A 14,907-nucleotide genomic window follows, 5' to 3' on the forward strand; every position below is an offset into this window, starting at 1 on the left:
AGAGAGCCCCAGCCGGAAATGCGACTGGGGCTCTCGATTCTCACTTCTTCTGGCGATGGCTCCGCCAGTCGAGGCGAGTCTTCAAGTGCATGGCCTTGACGACCCGGGGAATGTCCCGTCGTCGGCAACGCAGTACGGCGGTCACGAGCACAGCTCCGATCACGAGGATCAGGAGCATCGGAGCGCAAGCGAGCAAGATCAAAAAAAGCAAGGTGACTGCGCCTTTCGCATAGCGAAATGGCGTAGTCACCCGGAGAAGAAGCTGAGCCCGCTGAGACTCAAGGCACCCGGGCGCTACGTTGACAGTGAAACCATCGAAGTAAGCGGTACTCCACTTTACCAGCTCCCGCTGCGCCATTGGGCGCCTCTCTGCCGGGCGGCCTGATCAGGAGATCGCGTAGCTTGTCGTCAGCTCGCCGTGGCGTCAGGGCTGGCGTCGAGGATTGCGTGGCCTGCTCTGTGGGCCCGACGGAGCGGGCGAGCCGCTGCTCATACTCGCCGAGCTGAACCCGGCCGTCGTGGCGGAGTCGGCCGAGGGCGGGGCGGGAGGCGCCGCCGTCGGGCCGGCGGGGGTCGGGCTTGACGACGATATAGCCGAGGCTGCTTCGCGCGGAGGCCACGATCCGACGCGACCTGTGGCTGGGCGTGTTGCGGAGATGCCGACATGCTGAGTGTGTTGCATCCTAGAAGTGGCCGGTGCTCACTATTTCTGAAATGCAAGACGCAGACAAAATTGCGAAGGTGCATTGTGAACACGCCATGCGATTCCGAGCATAGGAAAGCTGTAACCGACCTGGCCCTGGATGCTGCGGTCCGAATCCTGGATCAGCAGGGCAATATGCTGGACAGTCTAAGAACAAGGGCGGGCGGCCTCTTGGCCGTTTCCGCTTTGGGCACTTCGTTCGGGGCGGCCCTCGGGCGATTTCACGTCGCGCATTCGGCAATTCCCGGAAAGGCATTTGCTGCCCTAGTCATTCTGCTACTGGTCCTGGTCGCATACTTTAGCTTCTCCATTCTGGGGCCGACCGATTGGCACGTCGGGGTTGATCCTAAAGCGATCCTGGAATACGAACCTGGCACTTGCGCGGATGCGAAGGCGACGCTTGTGTTCGCGTTGGCGGTCTCCGCCGAAGCGAATGATAAGACGCTGAATGAAATGTCGGGGTCCTACGATCTTTGCATCATCCTATTGGTAGTTCAGATGGCATCGATCGTGGTGCTGAGCTTCGTGCGCTAGGGAGTGAGAATGCCAAAGATTCGAGTTTGGCGACCGTGGCGAAAACCAAATAGGGTTCCCGGAGAACATGTTAGTCACTTCCGTCATGGCGGCGAGACGGCCTTGCTTGTAGGGGGTGCCACGGTTGTCACGGTGATGGCTTCCAGTCCCTGGGCCAGGATAAGAGTAAAGAACGTCGCTGTATCTGTCCTATCGGAAGTTGATCGGTTTAGTAGACGTGAAGTCTATCGGTTTCGTGAGCATGCCTCCGGACGCATCGAAGAAAGCCAGGCTAGGCCTCAAGAAGGCGGTGCGAGCGGAATCGGAATGGTTCCGTAGGCACCCCTACGGTCTAATCGAAGTGAGGCCAATGAACTACTCCGACAGGAGGTTGCCCTCACCGCGCTCGAGGGCGTCGAGGGCGTTGACCAGCGCGCCGAGGTGCAGCCAGTCCCACACGGCGCGTCCGCGCTGGTCGCGGGTGACGGGGGCGGTGCAGTCCGTGCCGGTCTGGCAGGTGATCGACGGCGACTCGTCGGCGGGCTGGTGGAGGATCAGGACGCCGCCGCACCAGGGGCACGGCCGGTCGGGGATTGTGACGCGGCGGTCGCCGATGCCGAGGATGGTGGCGGTGCGCTGCCAGCAGTCCCGGATGACCTCGCCTGCCTCGCGGCGGGTGCGGTCTGGCATCGGCAGGAACAGCGAGTCGGGCTCCCAGACGTCCTCGTCGGCCAGGCGGCCGTCCACGTAGACCGCGGCCCAGTGCGCGCCCTGCTTCCAGCTGGCGTTGTAGTGCCAGCGGCGCGGGTCGGTGTGGTCGTTCCTGGCCCGGAGGATGTCGATGGGGCTGGACTTGACCGTGAGCGTGGGCACGGGCCGCTGGCAGGTGTTCGCCACGATGTCGGCCAGGGCGAGGAGTTCGGCCTCGACGTGCTGCAAGGTCTCCATCGCGGTGAGGTTGAGGACTGGGGCGGGGGCGTCGCCGAGGGCGTACTCGTTGCGCTCGGCACGCTCGGCGGCGGCTTCCTGGTCGCGGATGGCCCACATCTCGGTGGTGAGGCGTTGCGGGGGCCAGACGGGGTTGGGGTCGGTGTATTGCGCGGCCTTGAGGTCTCCGAGGTGGTCGCGGAGGAGCTTCAGGGTGTTGCGGGTGTCGGCGGTGCTCACGTGGTCTCCCTGGTTGGTGGGGTTACGGTGATCACTGCCGGGGGCGCGCCCGAACCTTGGCCGGGCAAGGCGCGCCCCTACGCGGAAGTCAGGGCCGGCGCTTGGTCAGGAGCGCGCCGAGGGGAAGTACCACGGGCCACAGGCCCACGACGATCGCGGCGACCAGACCGGCGAGCGCCGGACTGCTCTTCGCGGCGCGCCCGATCGTGGTCGACAGGTCCTTCAGCTGGTCGGAGGTGTGGCGGGTGAACCCGACGACGCCGATCAGGTAGAGCGCGAACAGGGCGATGGCCACGAGTCAGCGCTCCTCGTGGTTCTGGCTGGTGGGGTTGAGCGGAGCGTGGAGCAGTTCGGCGAGCTCGGCGTCGATCAGCTCGTCCCGGAGGTCGTCGACTGCGGCGAGAACCTGCTCGCGCCAGGTGGGCCTGCGCCACCAGCTCCGGACCTGCCGGGCGGCGCGAACGCTGCCGGTTCCGACGGCGACCGCCATGAGCGCGAAGCCGAGGATCAGCAGCGGGATGGCCAAGCTGAGGGCGCCGACCGCGGTGATGCTGACACCGGGCCAGAGCAGCGCCTCCGGGTTCGGGCGGCTCACGGGTTGGTCTCCGACGTGCGCTGCTCGGCGCCCTGACGTTCGCTGTCGGCCAGCTGGTAGTCCGCCAGCTCGGAGCGGAGCTCCTGGATCAGTCGCTGATCCTCGGCGCGAGCGTTCATCAACCGGTTGACGGCCTCGCTGAACTGTTCCGAGTCGGCGTGCTCGCTGCGGGCTTGGGCGACGGCTCCTGCCCAGCGGCGCTTCCAGCGGCGGGCCTCGTCCGTGAGGTGCGCGATCCGGAGCGCTATGGCCCGCGCGACGTCCTCCTGGATGGCAAGGTCGACGCGGGTGCGCTCCCACTCGGTGTAGACCGCGGCGAGGCCGGCCGTGGCGATGAGGCCGGCGAGTTCGGGTTCGCTGATGCTGAGGAGGGCGTTGGCGAGGCGTTCGCGAAGTTCGGGCTGCGGGGCTGGGGTCATGGCCTCTGTGTAGGTGTCGGTCACGGCTGGTTGTCTCCGGTGGGCTGGTGAGGGGTGGGGAGGTCGTTGCGGCCGGGGATCTCGCCGGTGTCGATGAGGTGTTCGCGGATGGCCAGGGCGACGGCGTGGGGCAGGGTGGCGGCGCCGAGCTTCCTGGTGGCGGCTTCGGCGATGCGCCGGGCCTTGGTGCGGCCGATGCGCAGCTGGGCAGCGGTCTCTCGCTGCGACATGCCGGACGCGGCCGCCAGGAGCACGGCGAGCTCCCGCTCCGTCAGGTCGGCGCTCACCGGAGGTCACCGCGGCGGAACGCGACGCCGACGAGGCCGGCTCGGTTGTGGGTGCCGTACCGGCTGGTGATGCGGGCGAGGTGGCTCTTAACCGTGAGCGGCGACAGGTCGAGGGCCTGCCCGATCTGCTGGTTGGACTGGCCTTCGGCGACGAGCTGGAGGATCTGGCGTTCGCGGTCGGTGACGGGGCTGCCGGTCGGTGGGGTGCTGGTGGCCATCGGGGCTCCGGGTGTGTGGTGTCGTCGTGGGGGCTGTGTGATCGTCTGGCGGCCTGCGGGGTGCTTCGGCGGGGATCGCCCGGGTGATCATCTGCGGGGGCGTCAGGAGGGCTCTGGTGGCTTCGGCTTCGGCCCGGGGTCGGCGCGTAGATCGGTTTGCACGTCGCCGCTCGACGCCCACAGGGCTTCGAGTTCGTCGACCTCCCAAGCGCGCTGATCCGGGCTGATGAGCAGCTGCTCGGTGTCGAGTCGCTGGGCGGCGAAGGGGCCCTCGGGCGTGATGGCTTCGCCGCGCTGCTCGATCAGCCCGACGTCTGCATTCGTCTGGCGCTCCGCTTCACTGAGAGCGGCGGTGGCGCGGCACCACGTGATGAACCCGATGACGGCGATGAGCACGGTCAGGAGCGTGACGGTGTTGGTCTCGGTCATCGGCGTGCTCGCTTCGCGCGGCGGCGGGCGGCGAGGGACACGACGCCTGCGGGGAGTCGGTGCTCGGGGACGGCGCGCTGGTTCGGACAGGTGGCGGCGTGGGGCATGAACAGGCGTTCGTGTGCGGCTTGCGGGAGTTCGGTGGTGGGTCGGCGGGAGCGCCACACGCCGAGGCCGTCGCAGAAGGCCACGGTGTTTCCCCGCTCGTCGGGGTCGGGGTTGAGGGCTTGGCGTTTTCCGGCGGCGGTGATGGACCAGCGGACGGGTTGGCGGCACGTGACGCACAGGCCCAGGCCGTGACTCGAGAGCCTCACGAGTTCCTCCAGGCGATGACGCGTTCGGTGTGGGAGCTGTTGCGGCGGCGGCCGCGTGCGCTGGTGCAGGCGGTGCCGGGTTGTGCGTGGCAGCGGGTGCACGCGACGGAGCGTTCGGGCTGCTGCATGGACCGGTAGCTGGGCATGGCGGCCGCGATGGCGATCCGGGCCTCGGGCGGCATGGGGCGGCCGGTCATGTCGCGGCCCGCGCGGCGAGGGCGGCGTCGAGACGGGAGGGGTGCACGTCTGCGCGCTTCGGCTGGCGGCGGGACTTGCAGAGCTGGCCGGCCGGGACGAGGCAGTGCGGGCAGGGCACGCCGAGGGCGTTGACGCCGAAGAACGGTTGCCCCGCCGGGGGCGTCTTCGGGGCGGCCTCGGCGTAGATGTCGCGTCCGACGTCGGCGAGTTGCGCGATGAGCTCGGGCGAGGGGCGACCCGTACCGGCGGTGAGCGCGGCGGTGATCGGCTGGGCAGGAATGCGGCCGTCGCCTGCGGCGCGGATCAGCTGCCGCAAGCCCTTGGCTGACTCGCGGCCGGTCTCGTCGGGGGTGCCGTCGTAGACGAGGTTCGCTTCGCGGATGCGGGCAGCGCGGATCTCGGCGCGGTGGTGGCGGACGTGGTGGGGCTGGATCCACCGCTGGCCGGTGTCGCCGCTGGTGGCGCCGTAGAAGCGGGCGACTGCGGCGAAGGCATCGGCGTCGAGAGGTACCTCGGCGAGGGCGACGGCCCAGCCCTGCATGGCGATCTGGGAGGGCTTGCGGTTGTCGAACACGGCGCAGCGGGCGAGGAGCTGTCCGGCTTCGTCGGGGGTCATGCGTGCTTCTCCTGCGGTGTGTCGGCGAGTTGGTTGGCGAGGGCGAGCCATCCGGCGACGGTGGTGTCGGTTCCCGGGAGTGGGCGGCCTCCGGCGGTGGCGGGGATGCCCCCGTGGTGCACCTGGAGCAGCGGGGGCTGGCGGTTGGCGCGGTCGCTGGCGTACTTCGCGGAGCGGCGCATCCACTTCTGCCACTCGTCGGGCCAGGAGCGGCGGCGGCCGCCTTCGGCTCGGTGGTGGCTCATGAACTGCTGGGTCTCGTAGTCGGGGTCGAGGCCCGGGAAGGTGGCGGCGGCCCAGCGCCGCATTGCGTCGGTCAGCGTGAAGTCGTCCGGGATGAGGTGACGGCCGTCAGGCCGGCATCGGGCCGGTTCCGGTTCGCGCGCGCCCGCGCTCTCTTTGGTGGTAGGGGAAGGGGTAGGGGCAGGGGCAGGGGAAGGCGCGTGTGATGCGCACGCGTGCGCGTGCGTAGAGGGTTCCGCAGGGGCCTCGGAAAGGGTTCCCGAGGGGTTGACGAGGGGATCGGCAGGGGTATCGGAGGGGGCTGCGGAAGGGTTCCGAAGCGGGTTCGGCGGAGTGGGCTCCGGCGGCGTGATGGTCCGGCGCAGGACGGCGATGTGATCGCGGATCTGTTGCCTCGGCGAGGGGAGCTTCGGGCCGGGCACGTCGCTGAGTTCGTTCAGCGGGATACGGTCCATCTCGTCGAGCAGTGCCCGGCGGAGCTGATGCGAAGAGATCTCCTGCGCGCCGGAGACCATCGCGCCCATGACCTTCGGCATCTTCCACACGCCGTCGTTGCGGACGAACGTCCGGATCAGCAGTTCCTCGGTGTCGTCGTCGACGAGGACGAACCGGGCCGCTTCCAGGGCCGCCAGCTGCGAGCGGAGCTCGTCTGCGGTTAGGTCGCCGGCCTTCGACGACCAGCGTTTGATGGTGAGCGGGAGCAGCCCGGCGTGGTTCAGATTCGGCTGGCTGATCAGGAACAGGTACAGGCGCTGCTGCGCCATGGTGAGCGCGAGGAAGTCCGGGTCTTCCCAGATGCTGGCCAGGGTCCGGCCGTGTGCTCGTGCCATCGGGTCGTGCTCCAGGGGTGAGGTGTGGTCAGCGGCCTGTCGGGCGCGGGGCTGCTGAGAACGGCCAGGCGGCGGGCGCGGTATCGTCACGTGGCTCAGCCCTCGGTCGGCGGGAGCTGGGCGAGGAGGGCGTGCGCGGTGGCCATCTGCGCGAGCATCTGAGCCTCGCGGATGGACTTCTGGCGCGCCTCGAGCTCGTACTCGACGACCCGGAGCCAGTCGTCCTTGGTCTCGTAGTGCTCGCGCTCGGCCGCGTCGTTCGAGGTGTCGAGGTAGGCGCCCTCGGCGAGGGCCAGGAGGCGGACGGCCTCGGCGCGGTGGTCGGTCATCGGGATCGGCCTCTCTGCGGCGGTTCGGCGGTCTTCTGCGGGTGCTGCTCGGCGCAGACCTTGTGGGCGGGGCGGCGGTAGTCGTCGCGCAGGTGCGTGGGTTGCCAGCAGAATCGGCAAGGTGCCGCCGCCTCCGCCCAGTGGCCGGTGCGCCAGTCCAGGAGCGTCACGGCGGATCCATCAGGCAGCCACCGCCGGGACGGACAGCCCGGCGCGGTTGAACGCGGTGGTGATGGTGCCCCAGGACCTTCCGACGCGGGCCTCGATCGCGGCCCGGACCTCGCCCTGATCGGCGAGCTCGCAGACCTGCTCCAGCAGCGCCTCGCTGCCCTCCCCGGGAACGGGTTTGGCGTATCGCACGGCCCACTGGACGCTCGGCGCGGGATGCTCGTCTGCGTCGATGTCGCTCCACGCGGACGGCGGCGCCCAGTCGTGCTTCCGCGCGTACCTCACGCCGCGCTGCACAAGCCAGGGTTCGACGCCATGACGGACCGGGTTCTGGTCGTGCAGGTCCTCGTACAGCTCGACGATCGCGAGGTGCGTGGATGCCCACACGAACGGCGAGCTGAGAATGGCGCTCAGCCTGTCGCGGGACCGGTTGCATCGCCAGGCCAGCTCGGTCTTCGGCCAGCCGTGTGCGCTCAGGGCCTGGAGGCGGCGGACCGCGCCACGAGGCGGCAGGAACGCTTTGGGGTCCAAGCCGCGCGGGTCGGGCTTCACCGCGAGGATCGCGGCGGCGGTCTTCGGCCGGACGCTCGCGTGGTCGCCGCGACGGATCAGGTGGAGCTCCCACAGGGTGAGGCCAGCCTGGATGGCGATCTGCCGGTAGGCGATGCCGGAGTCGTGAACGGCCTCAATGTGGGCGAGGACGGGTTCGGCATCGATGAAGGGCTGCCAGGTGCCGTATGCCAGCTGGCGACGGCGGTTGGCTGCCCAGGCGGCGGCGAGGTCGCAGCACTCCAGGCAGCGGCAGTTGCGCGGATGGCCGGCGACGCTGGCGGGGAGCACGCGGTGCCCGGTGCTGGTGGCCTGCCCCGTGGGGTGCGCTTCCAGCAGGTCGGTCATCGGGTGCCGCCGAAGGCGTCGGCCAGCGTCATGACGCGGATGGGGATGGGTGGACGTGGCGTCTCGACGGTGCGCTCGCCGCCCCAGGCCGGGACGCTGACGGAGCGGGCGTTGGCGAGTTCGGTCCGGGCCCGGGTCGCGGCCGCCTCGGCGAGGCGGGTCCGCTCCCGCTGCTCCTCCAGCTCGGCGGCGGCCGCGCGGGCGAGGCGGGCGTTCGTGTCGCGCTCGTCGACGAGGCGGCGGATCAGGTCGTCGGCGGACTCGAACCAGGGGCCGGAGTCGTCGAGCAGCTCCTCGAGTTCGGCGGTCCGCTCCTCGAGCGCCGCCCACATCTCCCGCGTGCGGCGGTGGGCGCCGGTGCGGCCCCACAGCCTGTCGATGAGCTTCATCGGGTTTCTCCGTTCCGGCAGTTGAGGGACTGGTGGGGTTCGCCCTGGTGCAGAAACGGGGCGGGCGTGGGCGGCGTGGGTGTGGTCCAGCGGCGCGGCAGTACCCGCACGATGCCGGCGAAGAGGCCGAAGGTGCCGAGGCCCGCCAGGACGCTGATGACCTGCTGGTTCATGCCGCACCGTCCTTGCGCTGGCCCGGCATGTCGGTCGGGCCGCTGCCTGCGGCGCGGGCGGCGAGGCGCCGCTCCAGCGCGGCGTTGGCGCTGCGCAGTCGCTGGTTGGCGGCCTTCGCCTTCACCAGCTCGGAGCGCAGCGCGGCGGTGCGGGTGTCCGCGAGGTCGCGGCGGGTCAGGGCGGTGCGGGTGTTGTACTCGTGGGTGCGGATCAGCGAGTCGAAGCTCGCGATCTTCCGCACTGCCGCAGCAAGCTGGGTCTCCAGCTCGCGTGCGCGCTTCTTCCAGCCGAACACGTCGGCTCCCTTCTACAGGGGAAGTGGTGGGGTGGGGGCCGGGGCCGCGCGAGGGGGTGGCCCCGGCCGGTCAGGCGGCGGGCGCGAGCTGTACGGCGAGGTTCTGGCGGCCGCGATACTTGAGCGTCTTGGTGGCGCCGACGAGGCAGCCCATTTCGGCGGCGATCCGCTGATCTGGCCAGCCCGCCCAGTAGTGGAGGAACAGGGCCTGCCGCTGGCCGCTGGTCAGCATCGCCATGGCCTGTCGTACTTCGCCGGCCTTCAGCGCGGTCATCACGGCGTCCTCGGCGGAGCCGATGGTCCGGTCGTGGTCGCGCATGTCTGCGACCGGCACCTCCCGGCGCATGCGGCTGGACTTGAAGTGGTCGGTGCACAGGTTGCAGGCGATGACGGTCAGCCACGGGCCGATGCCTCGGCCGTCGTCCGTCCACTGCCGTTGGGCGCGGATCGCGCGGGTGAAGGTGTCCTGGGTGAGGTCCTCGGCGAGTGGCCGGTTCGCGGACACCCGCCGGTAGACGACCCGGAAGACGCGGTCGTAGTGCTCCGCGTAGACGCTGGCCCAGTCGATGCTGCTCACTCGGCACCGTCCCCGGCTGGACCGGTGGGGAGCGCGAGGGTAACGAGGTCGGCGAGCTGGCCAGCCCGCCACGCGGCCGCCACGTCGGCGCGGCCGCTCTTCTCGAACCGCACCGAGTGCGAGCGGGCACGGGTCGCCTTGATCTCGACGCCGGGCACGGTGTGGACCTCACCAGTCTCTCGGTCGCACCACTCCGGCACTCCGGCGGCGGTGATCTCGCCGAGCAGCGCGGTGGCGAACGCCGGGCGGACCTCGACGACGAGTTGGGAGTGGAGCTGGTGGGCGTGGTGCTCGCGGACCCAGTCCCGGAACGCGACCTGGTTTGTGACGACGGCGGCGGGCTTCGGTTCGCTGATGCTGACCTTGGCGACCTTCGTGCCATCGGGGAGCTTCGCGTCCGCGCCGTTCAGTCCGCTGCTCGCGGCGGCCTCGTCGAGGAGCTGCTGCACCTCGATCCGGACCGTCTTGTACTCGGTGTCGATCACGTCGAGGAGGGTCTTGAGCACGGCCTCGCGGGTGACCGCGTCGGGAAGGCTGCTCACGCCGCACCCCGTGTCAGGGTCGCGGTCATCGCGCGCAGCTGCTCGTCGGCGGCCTCGGTTGTCGGTTTGCCATACTGCGCCTGGAAGCCCTCTTCCAGGTCCTGCGGGGTCATCCCGGCGGCAGACGCAGCTGTGCGCAACTCGTCGAGTGCGCTGGCCTGCTGCTCTGCACCGCCTGGAGGGACGCTGGCGAGCGGCCGCGCCGGGGTCTGCGGCTGCGCGGACGCCGCGCGAAGAGCCCGCCCCCGCTCGGTGATGAGCTGGCCGAACGTCAGCGGCTCACCCGTCACGGGGTGCAGGATCGCCGCACCGAGGAGCCGGTACCTCTCCGCCTTCTGGTGCAGCTCCCGCGCACCCTCGAACGTCAGGTTCGGGTCCTGCGAGGCCGCGACCAGCTCGGCAACGGCCGGGACGCTGGAGCCGTCGGCGAGCCACTCCAGCACCGTCGCCGCCAGATCCTCGCCAGGACGGTTGATGACCCCGCCGGTCAGCTCCGGGCAGCGCGTCTTCGAGATGACGAGGGTGTTCTCCTGGTCGAGGTCGCCAACGATGTCGAACTCGTACTCCAGGCCCTCGCGCTGCTCGGCCTTCGTGCCGATCTTCCGGACCTGCTTCTTGCCCCGCGCGTCCTCCTCGATGACCCACTCGGCCTTCGTGCGCATCGTGACGATGATGTGCCCGGGGTAGGCGAGCAGGGCGTCGATCATCTGGCGCTCGAAGGGACGTGCTTCCTTCCAGCCGCCGAAATTGCCGCCTCCGCCACCGCGCTTGCCGATGGCGTCGACGAGTTCGAGCATGCCGCCGATGCCCATCCAGAAGTGGCTGAGCGAGTCGACAACGACCGCGCCGTACCCGGCCTGCCCGGCGGCGGCCAGCGCGCCGACGAGGTCACGCGGGTCGAACTTCGTCATCTGCAAGGTGTCGAAGGCGAAGCCCTGGCCGTTCTTGCCCACGGCGTACTTGCTGGCCGAGCCGCGCTCCGTGTCGATCAGCGCGACGCGGTCGTCCATCGTGGTCGCCAGGGTCAGCGCGGTGAAGGTCTTGCCGCTGCCGGACGGGCCCTCCAGCGCGATGCGGGCCTTCGACTGCTGGCGCGTGGCGGGGGTGAAGCTGAAGTTCATCGCGAGGGCTCCTCGGCGGCGGTGCTGGTGGTGGCGCGGGCGGTGGGGCACTGCTGGAGGCGGGCCTCGTAGTGCGCGGCGTTGTCGAGGCCGCGCTCGCGGGCCGAATCGAGGGAGTTGCGCGTGCGGCGGCGGTCGTCGCCGTCCATCGCGTGCCGGATGCCGGTGCAGTGGCAGGTCAGGATCGTCACGACGCACGCCCCAACCGGCCGACGAGCGTCCGCCGCGCGGCACCCATCAACTGGGCCGACAGGTCGCACACCTCGCGGTGGTTCAGCTCGACCGTGACGTGCTCGCTGAGCTGCTCCGTCAAGTCCTGGTGCAACCGGTCCACCTGAGCGCCAAGCGACTCCGTCACGCAGTCCGCGATGTCGCGCCGCTCCGCGTCCTCCTGCGCCTGGGCCAGCTCGCGGCGGACCTGAGCGAGGTCAACCAGCAGGCCAGCCACCGTCTCCGGGTCGTCATCGAACGCTGAGGCCAGCAGGTCGAGGAACTGCGGCAGGGCGGCGTCGAGGTGGAGCTCGACGGCGAGACCGGTGGCCTGCGGGGTGGCGGTGATGGCGCTCATGCGGCAACCGCCGTCCGGGACTGGGCGAGCGCCGCGTACTCCGCGCGCTCCGCCTCCGACCACTCCGTCGGGTCCGTCGAGTGCGAGCGGGTGAACGCGTCGAAGTCGTACGCGTCGGCCCGGACATAGGCCACGCAGTCCCACTGCGCGCCGTCGAACTCGCCATGGGCGCTGAGCGAGACCCTGGGGGTGCCGTCCCGCTTGGCGTAGCGGGACACCTGCGGCTGGAGGCCCAGAACGCCGGCGATCTCGTGGATCGCGGCGAGCGCGCCGTCCGCGTCGACCCCGGCCGTGCCGAGCACCCCGCCGCTGACGTTCACTTGGAAGTCGAAGAGCGGGTTGTCGGCGATGTGCGGGTGGCGGAGCAGGAGCCGGGCGAGCGCAGCGGCGGCCTGCGCCCTCGGCGTGAGACTGGGGGTGTCGGTAGGGTGATCGGCGATCATGCCTACTCCTCTGGGAGGTCAGAGCGATGGGGTGTGATCAGGGCCATCTGCCGGGGTACGACCTGGCGGGTGGCCCGCCTCGTTTCAGGCCGCCGCGCGGGCGGCGGTTCGCGCCAACGGGCGGCGCTGGGTCCGGCGCGCAACTCGGCCGCCGTGGCGGTGCATATCGGCGATCTCGGCGCGGTCCTGCGCGCTGAACATCAGCCGGTTGCCGAAGCGGTGGTGCGGGTAGCCCTGGTGGTTCGCGCCGTCGCGCAGTCGGCGCTTGCCGATGCCGAGTCGGCGGGAGGTCTCCTCCACGTCAGTGAAGTCCTCAGGGGTGGCGCTCATGGTGTTCGCCTCCGTTCTCGTGGTCTGCGAGAAGTTGTTGGTCGCTGGCTTCGAGAGCCGTGCGCAGCGCCGCATAGACGCGTGGTCGGACTTGGCGACGAGTTCCGGTCTCGATGCGGGACAGGTAGCTGCGGGTGATTCCGACTCGGTCGGCGAGGTCGGCCATTTCGCAGCCAGCGAGCATGCGGAGCTGACGGATCGCCGCGCCGTCCACCGTGACGGTGGGTCGGTTGGGCATGGCCAAGAATCTAGTAGGTCATGGCAGGTCTGTCTAGTAGCTTCTAGCATCTGTGTCAGATTGCAAGCAGAACCTAGCAGGAGATGCTAGAAGCTTTATCGACTCATCGATGTGAATTCGGCCAGCTCAGGACAGTTCCTAGATGTTCCTGCGCGGTCCTGTCATGATGTGGGCCATGGGAACCGCCGAAGACCTCAAGCGACTGGGCCGACTGGTCACGTCTCGGCGCGCACAGCTCGGCATCTCCAAGGACGAGGCGGCGCGCCGCGCCGGCATGAGCAACGTCACCTGGAAGCGCATCCAGGACGGGCTCCCGGTGCGCGACACCAGCTACGCGAAGGTGGACGCCGTACTCCACTGGCCGCCAGGCACGAGCCTGGCAATCGCCAACGGCAGCACGGACGATCCCCTCGCGAGCGAGGTCACAGGCGACGTCCGAATCACGCGTCTGCCCGACGCGGAGGACTCGCTCAGGACCGCGGTTCAGGACGCCGTCATCACCACCGCCCCCGACCTGACGGGAACCCAGATTCGGGCGATCGGCGACCGGGTCATCGAAGAGTTGCGCCGACGTGGCGTGCTTCCTGACGACCCGCAGACAGGCGCATCGTCTAGTAGCTAGCGGAAGTTAGGCGCACTTTCTCGTCGCATCTTGTGGCATATGCCGTCACAGTCTGCGAGGATCGAACCGCTTGGGGATGCTTCCTTCATCGGGGAGCGCAAATGCACGTGTGCCAGACTGCGGACTTTGGCCCGCAGTTCTACTGCTGGTCGGCCGTTGTCGGTGGCGCCCGACTGTGCGTGGTCTCACCGCGCGTCCACACCGATGAGGCATTGCGGGCCAAGGTCCGCCAGGCGATGGCAGCGCAGGGAGTTGACTGCCTATCGTGCGGCGGCTGCCCAGCTTCTGAGTCAAATTCGTGATCGGGTGCCGGCCCCAAAGGGTCGGCACGCCGATGCCCGGAGGCATGATGGCCTACGCCGAGAGACGCAAAGACGACTGGCGCGTCTGCTACAAGCGGCCGGACGGAACCTGGGCCTGGGAGCCCGGTTTCGCCACCAGACAGGAGGCACTCGACTGGGGCCGCGACCAGGAAGCTGACATCCGTGCTGGAAGGTTCTACGACGACCGCGACGGGGCAATCTCGTTCGAAGCGTGGGCCGCCAAATGGCTGGAGGCAGCCGACGTCATCCCGAACACCGCCTACAGCTACCACAAACGTATTCGGGGCCAACTGAACCCCCGCTGGGGCACCATGACGATGGCGGAGATCCACGAGTCACCGCTGGAGGTCCGCAAGTGGGTCAAAGACGTGTACGCGGCTCACTCCCGGAACTACGCGGACGGCATCGTCGGTGTCTTCAGGATGCTGATGGACGACGCGGTGGTCGAGAAGCTGATCCCGACGTCGCCTCTGCAAGCTCGCCGCAAGCGTGGGCGGTACGTGCGCCCGGAGAAGGACGAGCCGGTCTTCCCGACCGCTGTGCAGGCCCTGCTCCTCGCGGACAACGCCCGCGTCGTCTGGGACCTCGCCGGCTATGTCTTCATGCTCACGAAGGCGTATACGGGCCTGCGGCAGGGGGAGATGTACGGACTTCGACGGGAGTACTGTCACCCGCTCTGGCCGGGCGCGGACCCCGACCGCACGCAGCGTCGCAAGGCGGCGGCGCGCTACCGGGACCTGCCGGCGATTCGGGTGGAGTGGCAGTACCTGTACGAGCGGCCGACGCCCGAGGAGGCGGCGGTGCCGGTGCTTCGCCCGCCGAAGTACGGGTCGAAGCGCACCGTCGTGATCCCCGTCTTCCTCGCTGACCTGCTGGCGCTCCTGCTGGACTCGCACGACTCGGAGTGGGTGTTTCCCTCGCTGTCCGGCGTGAACCTGCTCCTGACGGAGTTCTCCACCACGTACTGGCGCCCCGTCGTTGAGGGGAGTGACGCGAGGACGAGCAAGCTGTACGCCCGGCCTGAGATCATGCCCGTTGAGGGGATGGAGGCGCTCGTGCCGCATGGTCTGCGCCATGCCCAGAAGGTGTGGCTGGACGAAGACCAGCACGCAGAGGTAGCGAAGCACGAGAGGATGGGCCATCTTCTACAGGGCGTCGACGGCGTTTACTCGCACGCGACGGTCACCATGGAGAGGCGGATCGCGAGCATGCTTCAGAAGCGCTGGGAGCGGTCCGAGAAGGAGAAGCAGCGGGCGCTCGCCAAGGGGGCTCGCGAGTGATCGTCTCCTGTTCGCCTCCTGGCGGCCTGTCCGATCCGTGCGTGTCGCGGGCCGCAGGGGGCCCGTGGTGGGCAGCGTA

The 14,907-nt window shown here is 69.4% G+C and carries 28 protein-coding genes; 3 read left to right on the top strand and 25 right to left on the bottom strand.

The window, feature by feature from the left end; all coding sequences use genetic code 11:
- The first annotated feature begins 748 nt into the window (after nucleotides 1-748).
- Entirely contained in the window at nucleotides 749-1,237 is a 489-nt protein-coding gene (locus ABIA32_RS13555; protein WP_370094484.1) for a hypothetical protein, read from the top strand.
- A 354-nt stretch (nucleotides 1,238-1,591) separates the two neighbouring features.
- Here the strand turns inward: ABIA32_RS13555 and ABIA32_RS13560 are convergent, their stop codons facing one another.
- The 25 genes from ABIA32_RS13560 to ABIA32_RS13680 form a co-directional block, all read right to left on the bottom strand.
- Complete coding sequence (locus ABIA32_RS13560; RefSeq protein WP_370094486.1) at nucleotides 1,592-2,383, bottom strand: hypothetical protein; 792 nt, start codon at nucleotides 2,381-2,383, stop codon at nucleotides 1,592-1,594.
- An 88-nt stretch (nucleotides 2,384-2,471) separates the two neighbouring features.
- On the bottom strand, nucleotides 2,472-2,678 hold the full coding sequence (locus ABIA32_RS13565; protein ID WP_370094487.1) for a hypothetical protein: 207 nt from the start codon (nucleotides 2,676-2,678) through the stop codon (nucleotides 2,472-2,474).
- A 3-nt stretch (nucleotides 2,679-2,681) separates the two neighbouring features.
- Nucleotides 2,682-2,978, bottom strand: coding sequence for a hypothetical protein (locus ABIA32_RS13570; RefSeq protein WP_370094490.1), 297 nt, complete (start codon nucleotides 2,976-2,978; stop codon nucleotides 2,682-2,684).
- Complete coding sequence (locus ABIA32_RS13575) at nucleotides 2,975-3,397, bottom strand: hypothetical protein (protein WP_370094492.1); 423 nt, start codon at nucleotides 3,395-3,397, stop codon at nucleotides 2,975-2,977. Before ABIA32_RS13575 ends, ABIA32_RS13570 begins: the two co-directional genes overlap by 4 nt.
- 20 nt (nucleotides 3,398-3,417) lie before the next feature.
- Nucleotides 3,418-3,684: a LuxR C-terminal-related transcriptional regulator gene (locus ABIA32_RS13580; protein ID WP_370094494.1), complete on the bottom strand. Its 267-nt coding sequence runs from the start codon at nucleotides 3,682-3,684 to the stop codon at nucleotides 3,418-3,420.
- Nucleotides 3,681-3,902, bottom strand: coding sequence for a response regulator transcription factor (locus ABIA32_RS13585; protein ID WP_370094496.1), 222 nt, complete (start codon nucleotides 3,900-3,902; stop codon nucleotides 3,681-3,683). The genes ABIA32_RS13580 and ABIA32_RS13585 overlap by 4 nt, the downstream gene beginning before the upstream one ends.
- Nucleotides 3,903-4,004: 102 nt before the next feature.
- Nucleotides 4,005-4,331, bottom strand: a complete 327-nt coding sequence (locus ABIA32_RS13590) for a hypothetical protein (protein WP_370094497.1) — start codon at nucleotides 4,329-4,331, stop codon at nucleotides 4,005-4,007.
- Nucleotides 4,328-4,645, bottom strand: coding sequence for a hypothetical protein (locus ABIA32_RS13595; protein ID WP_370094499.1), 318 nt, complete (start codon nucleotides 4,643-4,645; stop codon nucleotides 4,328-4,330). The genes ABIA32_RS13590 and ABIA32_RS13595 overlap by 4 nt, the downstream gene beginning before the upstream one ends.
- Nucleotides 4,642-4,842, bottom strand: a complete 201-nt coding sequence (locus ABIA32_RS13600; RefSeq protein WP_370094501.1) for a hypothetical protein — start codon at nucleotides 4,840-4,842, stop codon at nucleotides 4,642-4,644. The genes ABIA32_RS13595 and ABIA32_RS13600 overlap by 4 nt, the downstream gene beginning before the upstream one ends.
- Nucleotides 4,839-5,459 carry a hypothetical protein gene (locus ABIA32_RS13605; protein ID WP_370094503.1) on the bottom strand — a complete coding sequence of 207 codons (621 nt, stop codon included), beginning with the start codon at nucleotides 5,457-5,459 and terminating at the stop codon, nucleotides 4,839-4,841. The genes ABIA32_RS13600 and ABIA32_RS13605 overlap by 4 nt, the downstream gene beginning before the upstream one ends.
- Nucleotides 5,456-6,532 carry a hypothetical protein gene (locus ABIA32_RS13610; RefSeq protein WP_370094505.1) on the bottom strand — a complete coding sequence of 359 codons (1,077 nt, stop codon included), beginning with the start codon at nucleotides 6,530-6,532 and terminating at the stop codon, nucleotides 5,456-5,458. The genes ABIA32_RS13605 and ABIA32_RS13610 overlap by 4 nt, the downstream gene beginning before the upstream one ends.
- A 95-nt stretch (nucleotides 6,533-6,627) precedes the next feature.
- Complete coding sequence (locus ABIA32_RS13615; protein WP_370094507.1) at nucleotides 6,628-6,861, bottom strand: hypothetical protein; 234 nt, start codon at nucleotides 6,859-6,861, stop codon at nucleotides 6,628-6,630.
- On the bottom strand, nucleotides 6,858-7,031 hold the full coding sequence (locus ABIA32_RS13620) for a hypothetical protein (RefSeq protein WP_370094509.1): 174 nt from the start codon (nucleotides 7,029-7,031) through the stop codon (nucleotides 6,858-6,860). Before ABIA32_RS13620 ends, ABIA32_RS13615 begins: the two co-directional genes overlap by 4 nt.
- 10 nt (nucleotides 7,032-7,041) lie before the next feature.
- Nucleotides 7,042-7,926, bottom strand: coding sequence for a hypothetical protein (locus ABIA32_RS13625; RefSeq protein WP_370094511.1), 885 nt, complete (start codon nucleotides 7,924-7,926; stop codon nucleotides 7,042-7,044).
- Nucleotides 7,923-8,315: a hypothetical protein gene (locus ABIA32_RS13630; RefSeq protein ID WP_370094513.1), complete on the bottom strand. Its 393-nt coding sequence runs from the start codon at nucleotides 8,313-8,315 to the stop codon at nucleotides 7,923-7,925. Before ABIA32_RS13630 ends, ABIA32_RS13625 begins: the two co-directional genes overlap by 4 nt.
- A complete protein-coding gene (locus ABIA32_RS13635) occupies nucleotides 8,312-8,488 on the bottom strand; it encodes a hypothetical protein (protein ID WP_370094515.1) in 177 nt (58 codons plus the stop codon). The genes ABIA32_RS13630 and ABIA32_RS13635 overlap by 4 nt, the downstream gene beginning before the upstream one ends.
- Nucleotides 8,485-8,784 (bottom strand): hypothetical protein, encoded by a 300-nt coding sequence (locus ABIA32_RS13640; RefSeq protein ID WP_370094517.1) that lies wholly within the window; start codon nucleotides 8,782-8,784, stop codon nucleotides 8,485-8,487. Before ABIA32_RS13640 ends, ABIA32_RS13635 begins: the two co-directional genes overlap by 4 nt.
- Nucleotides 8,785-8,854: 70 nt before the next feature.
- Nucleotides 8,855-9,361, bottom strand: a complete 507-nt coding sequence (locus ABIA32_RS13645) for an RNA polymerase sigma factor (RefSeq protein ID WP_370094519.1) — start codon at nucleotides 9,359-9,361, stop codon at nucleotides 8,855-8,857.
- Nucleotides 9,358-9,903: a hypothetical protein gene (locus ABIA32_RS13650; protein WP_370094521.1), complete on the bottom strand. Its 546-nt coding sequence runs from the start codon at nucleotides 9,901-9,903 to the stop codon at nucleotides 9,358-9,360. Before ABIA32_RS13650 ends, ABIA32_RS13645 begins: the two co-directional genes overlap by 4 nt.
- Nucleotides 9,900-11,024, bottom strand: coding sequence for an AAA family ATPase (locus tag ABIA32_RS13655; protein ID WP_370094523.1), 1,125 nt, complete (start codon nucleotides 11,022-11,024; stop codon nucleotides 9,900-9,902). Before ABIA32_RS13655 ends, ABIA32_RS13650 begins: the two co-directional genes overlap by 4 nt.
- A complete protein-coding gene (locus tag ABIA32_RS13660) occupies nucleotides 11,021-11,215 on the bottom strand; it encodes a hypothetical protein (RefSeq protein ID WP_370094525.1) in 195 nt (64 codons plus the stop codon). Before ABIA32_RS13660 ends, ABIA32_RS13655 begins: the two co-directional genes overlap by 4 nt.
- Nucleotides 11,212-11,592 carry a hypothetical protein gene (locus ABIA32_RS13665; protein ID WP_370094527.1) on the bottom strand — a complete coding sequence of 127 codons (381 nt, stop codon included), beginning with the start codon at nucleotides 11,590-11,592 and terminating at the stop codon, nucleotides 11,212-11,214. Before ABIA32_RS13665 ends, ABIA32_RS13660 begins: the two co-directional genes overlap by 4 nt.
- Nucleotides 11,589-12,035, bottom strand: coding sequence for a hypothetical protein (locus ABIA32_RS13670; protein ID WP_370094529.1), 447 nt, complete (start codon nucleotides 12,033-12,035; stop codon nucleotides 11,589-11,591). Before ABIA32_RS13670 ends, ABIA32_RS13665 begins: the two co-directional genes overlap by 4 nt.
- An 84-nt stretch (nucleotides 12,036-12,119) precedes the next feature.
- Nucleotides 12,120-12,365 (bottom strand): hypothetical protein, encoded by a 246-nt coding sequence (locus tag ABIA32_RS13675; RefSeq protein WP_370094531.1) that lies wholly within the window; start codon nucleotides 12,363-12,365, stop codon nucleotides 12,120-12,122.
- Nucleotides 12,349-12,603, bottom strand: coding sequence for a helix-turn-helix domain-containing protein (locus ABIA32_RS13680; protein ID WP_370094533.1), 255 nt, complete (start codon nucleotides 12,601-12,603; stop codon nucleotides 12,349-12,351). The genes ABIA32_RS13675 and ABIA32_RS13680 overlap by 17 nt, the downstream gene beginning before the upstream one ends.
- Before the next feature lie 175 nt (nucleotides 12,604-12,778).
- Here ABIA32_RS13680 and ABIA32_RS13685 point away from each other — a divergent pair, with 175 nt between their 5' ends.
- Complete coding sequence (locus tag ABIA32_RS13685) at nucleotides 12,779-13,225, top strand: helix-turn-helix domain-containing protein (protein WP_370094535.1); 447 nt, start codon at nucleotides 12,779-12,781, stop codon at nucleotides 13,223-13,225.
- Between the two features lie 346 nt (nucleotides 13,226-13,571).
- Nucleotides 13,572-14,828, top strand: coding sequence for a hypothetical protein (locus ABIA32_RS13690; RefSeq protein WP_370094537.1), 1,257 nt, complete (start codon nucleotides 13,572-13,574; stop codon nucleotides 14,826-14,828).
- The last annotated feature ends 79 nt before the right edge of the window (nucleotides 14,829-14,907 follow it).

Source organism: Streptacidiphilus sp. MAP12-20, assembly GCF_041262525.1.
In the GTDB taxonomy this organism is placed as follows: Bacteria; Actinomycetota; Actinomycetes; order Streptomycetales; family Streptomycetaceae; genus Streptacidiphilus.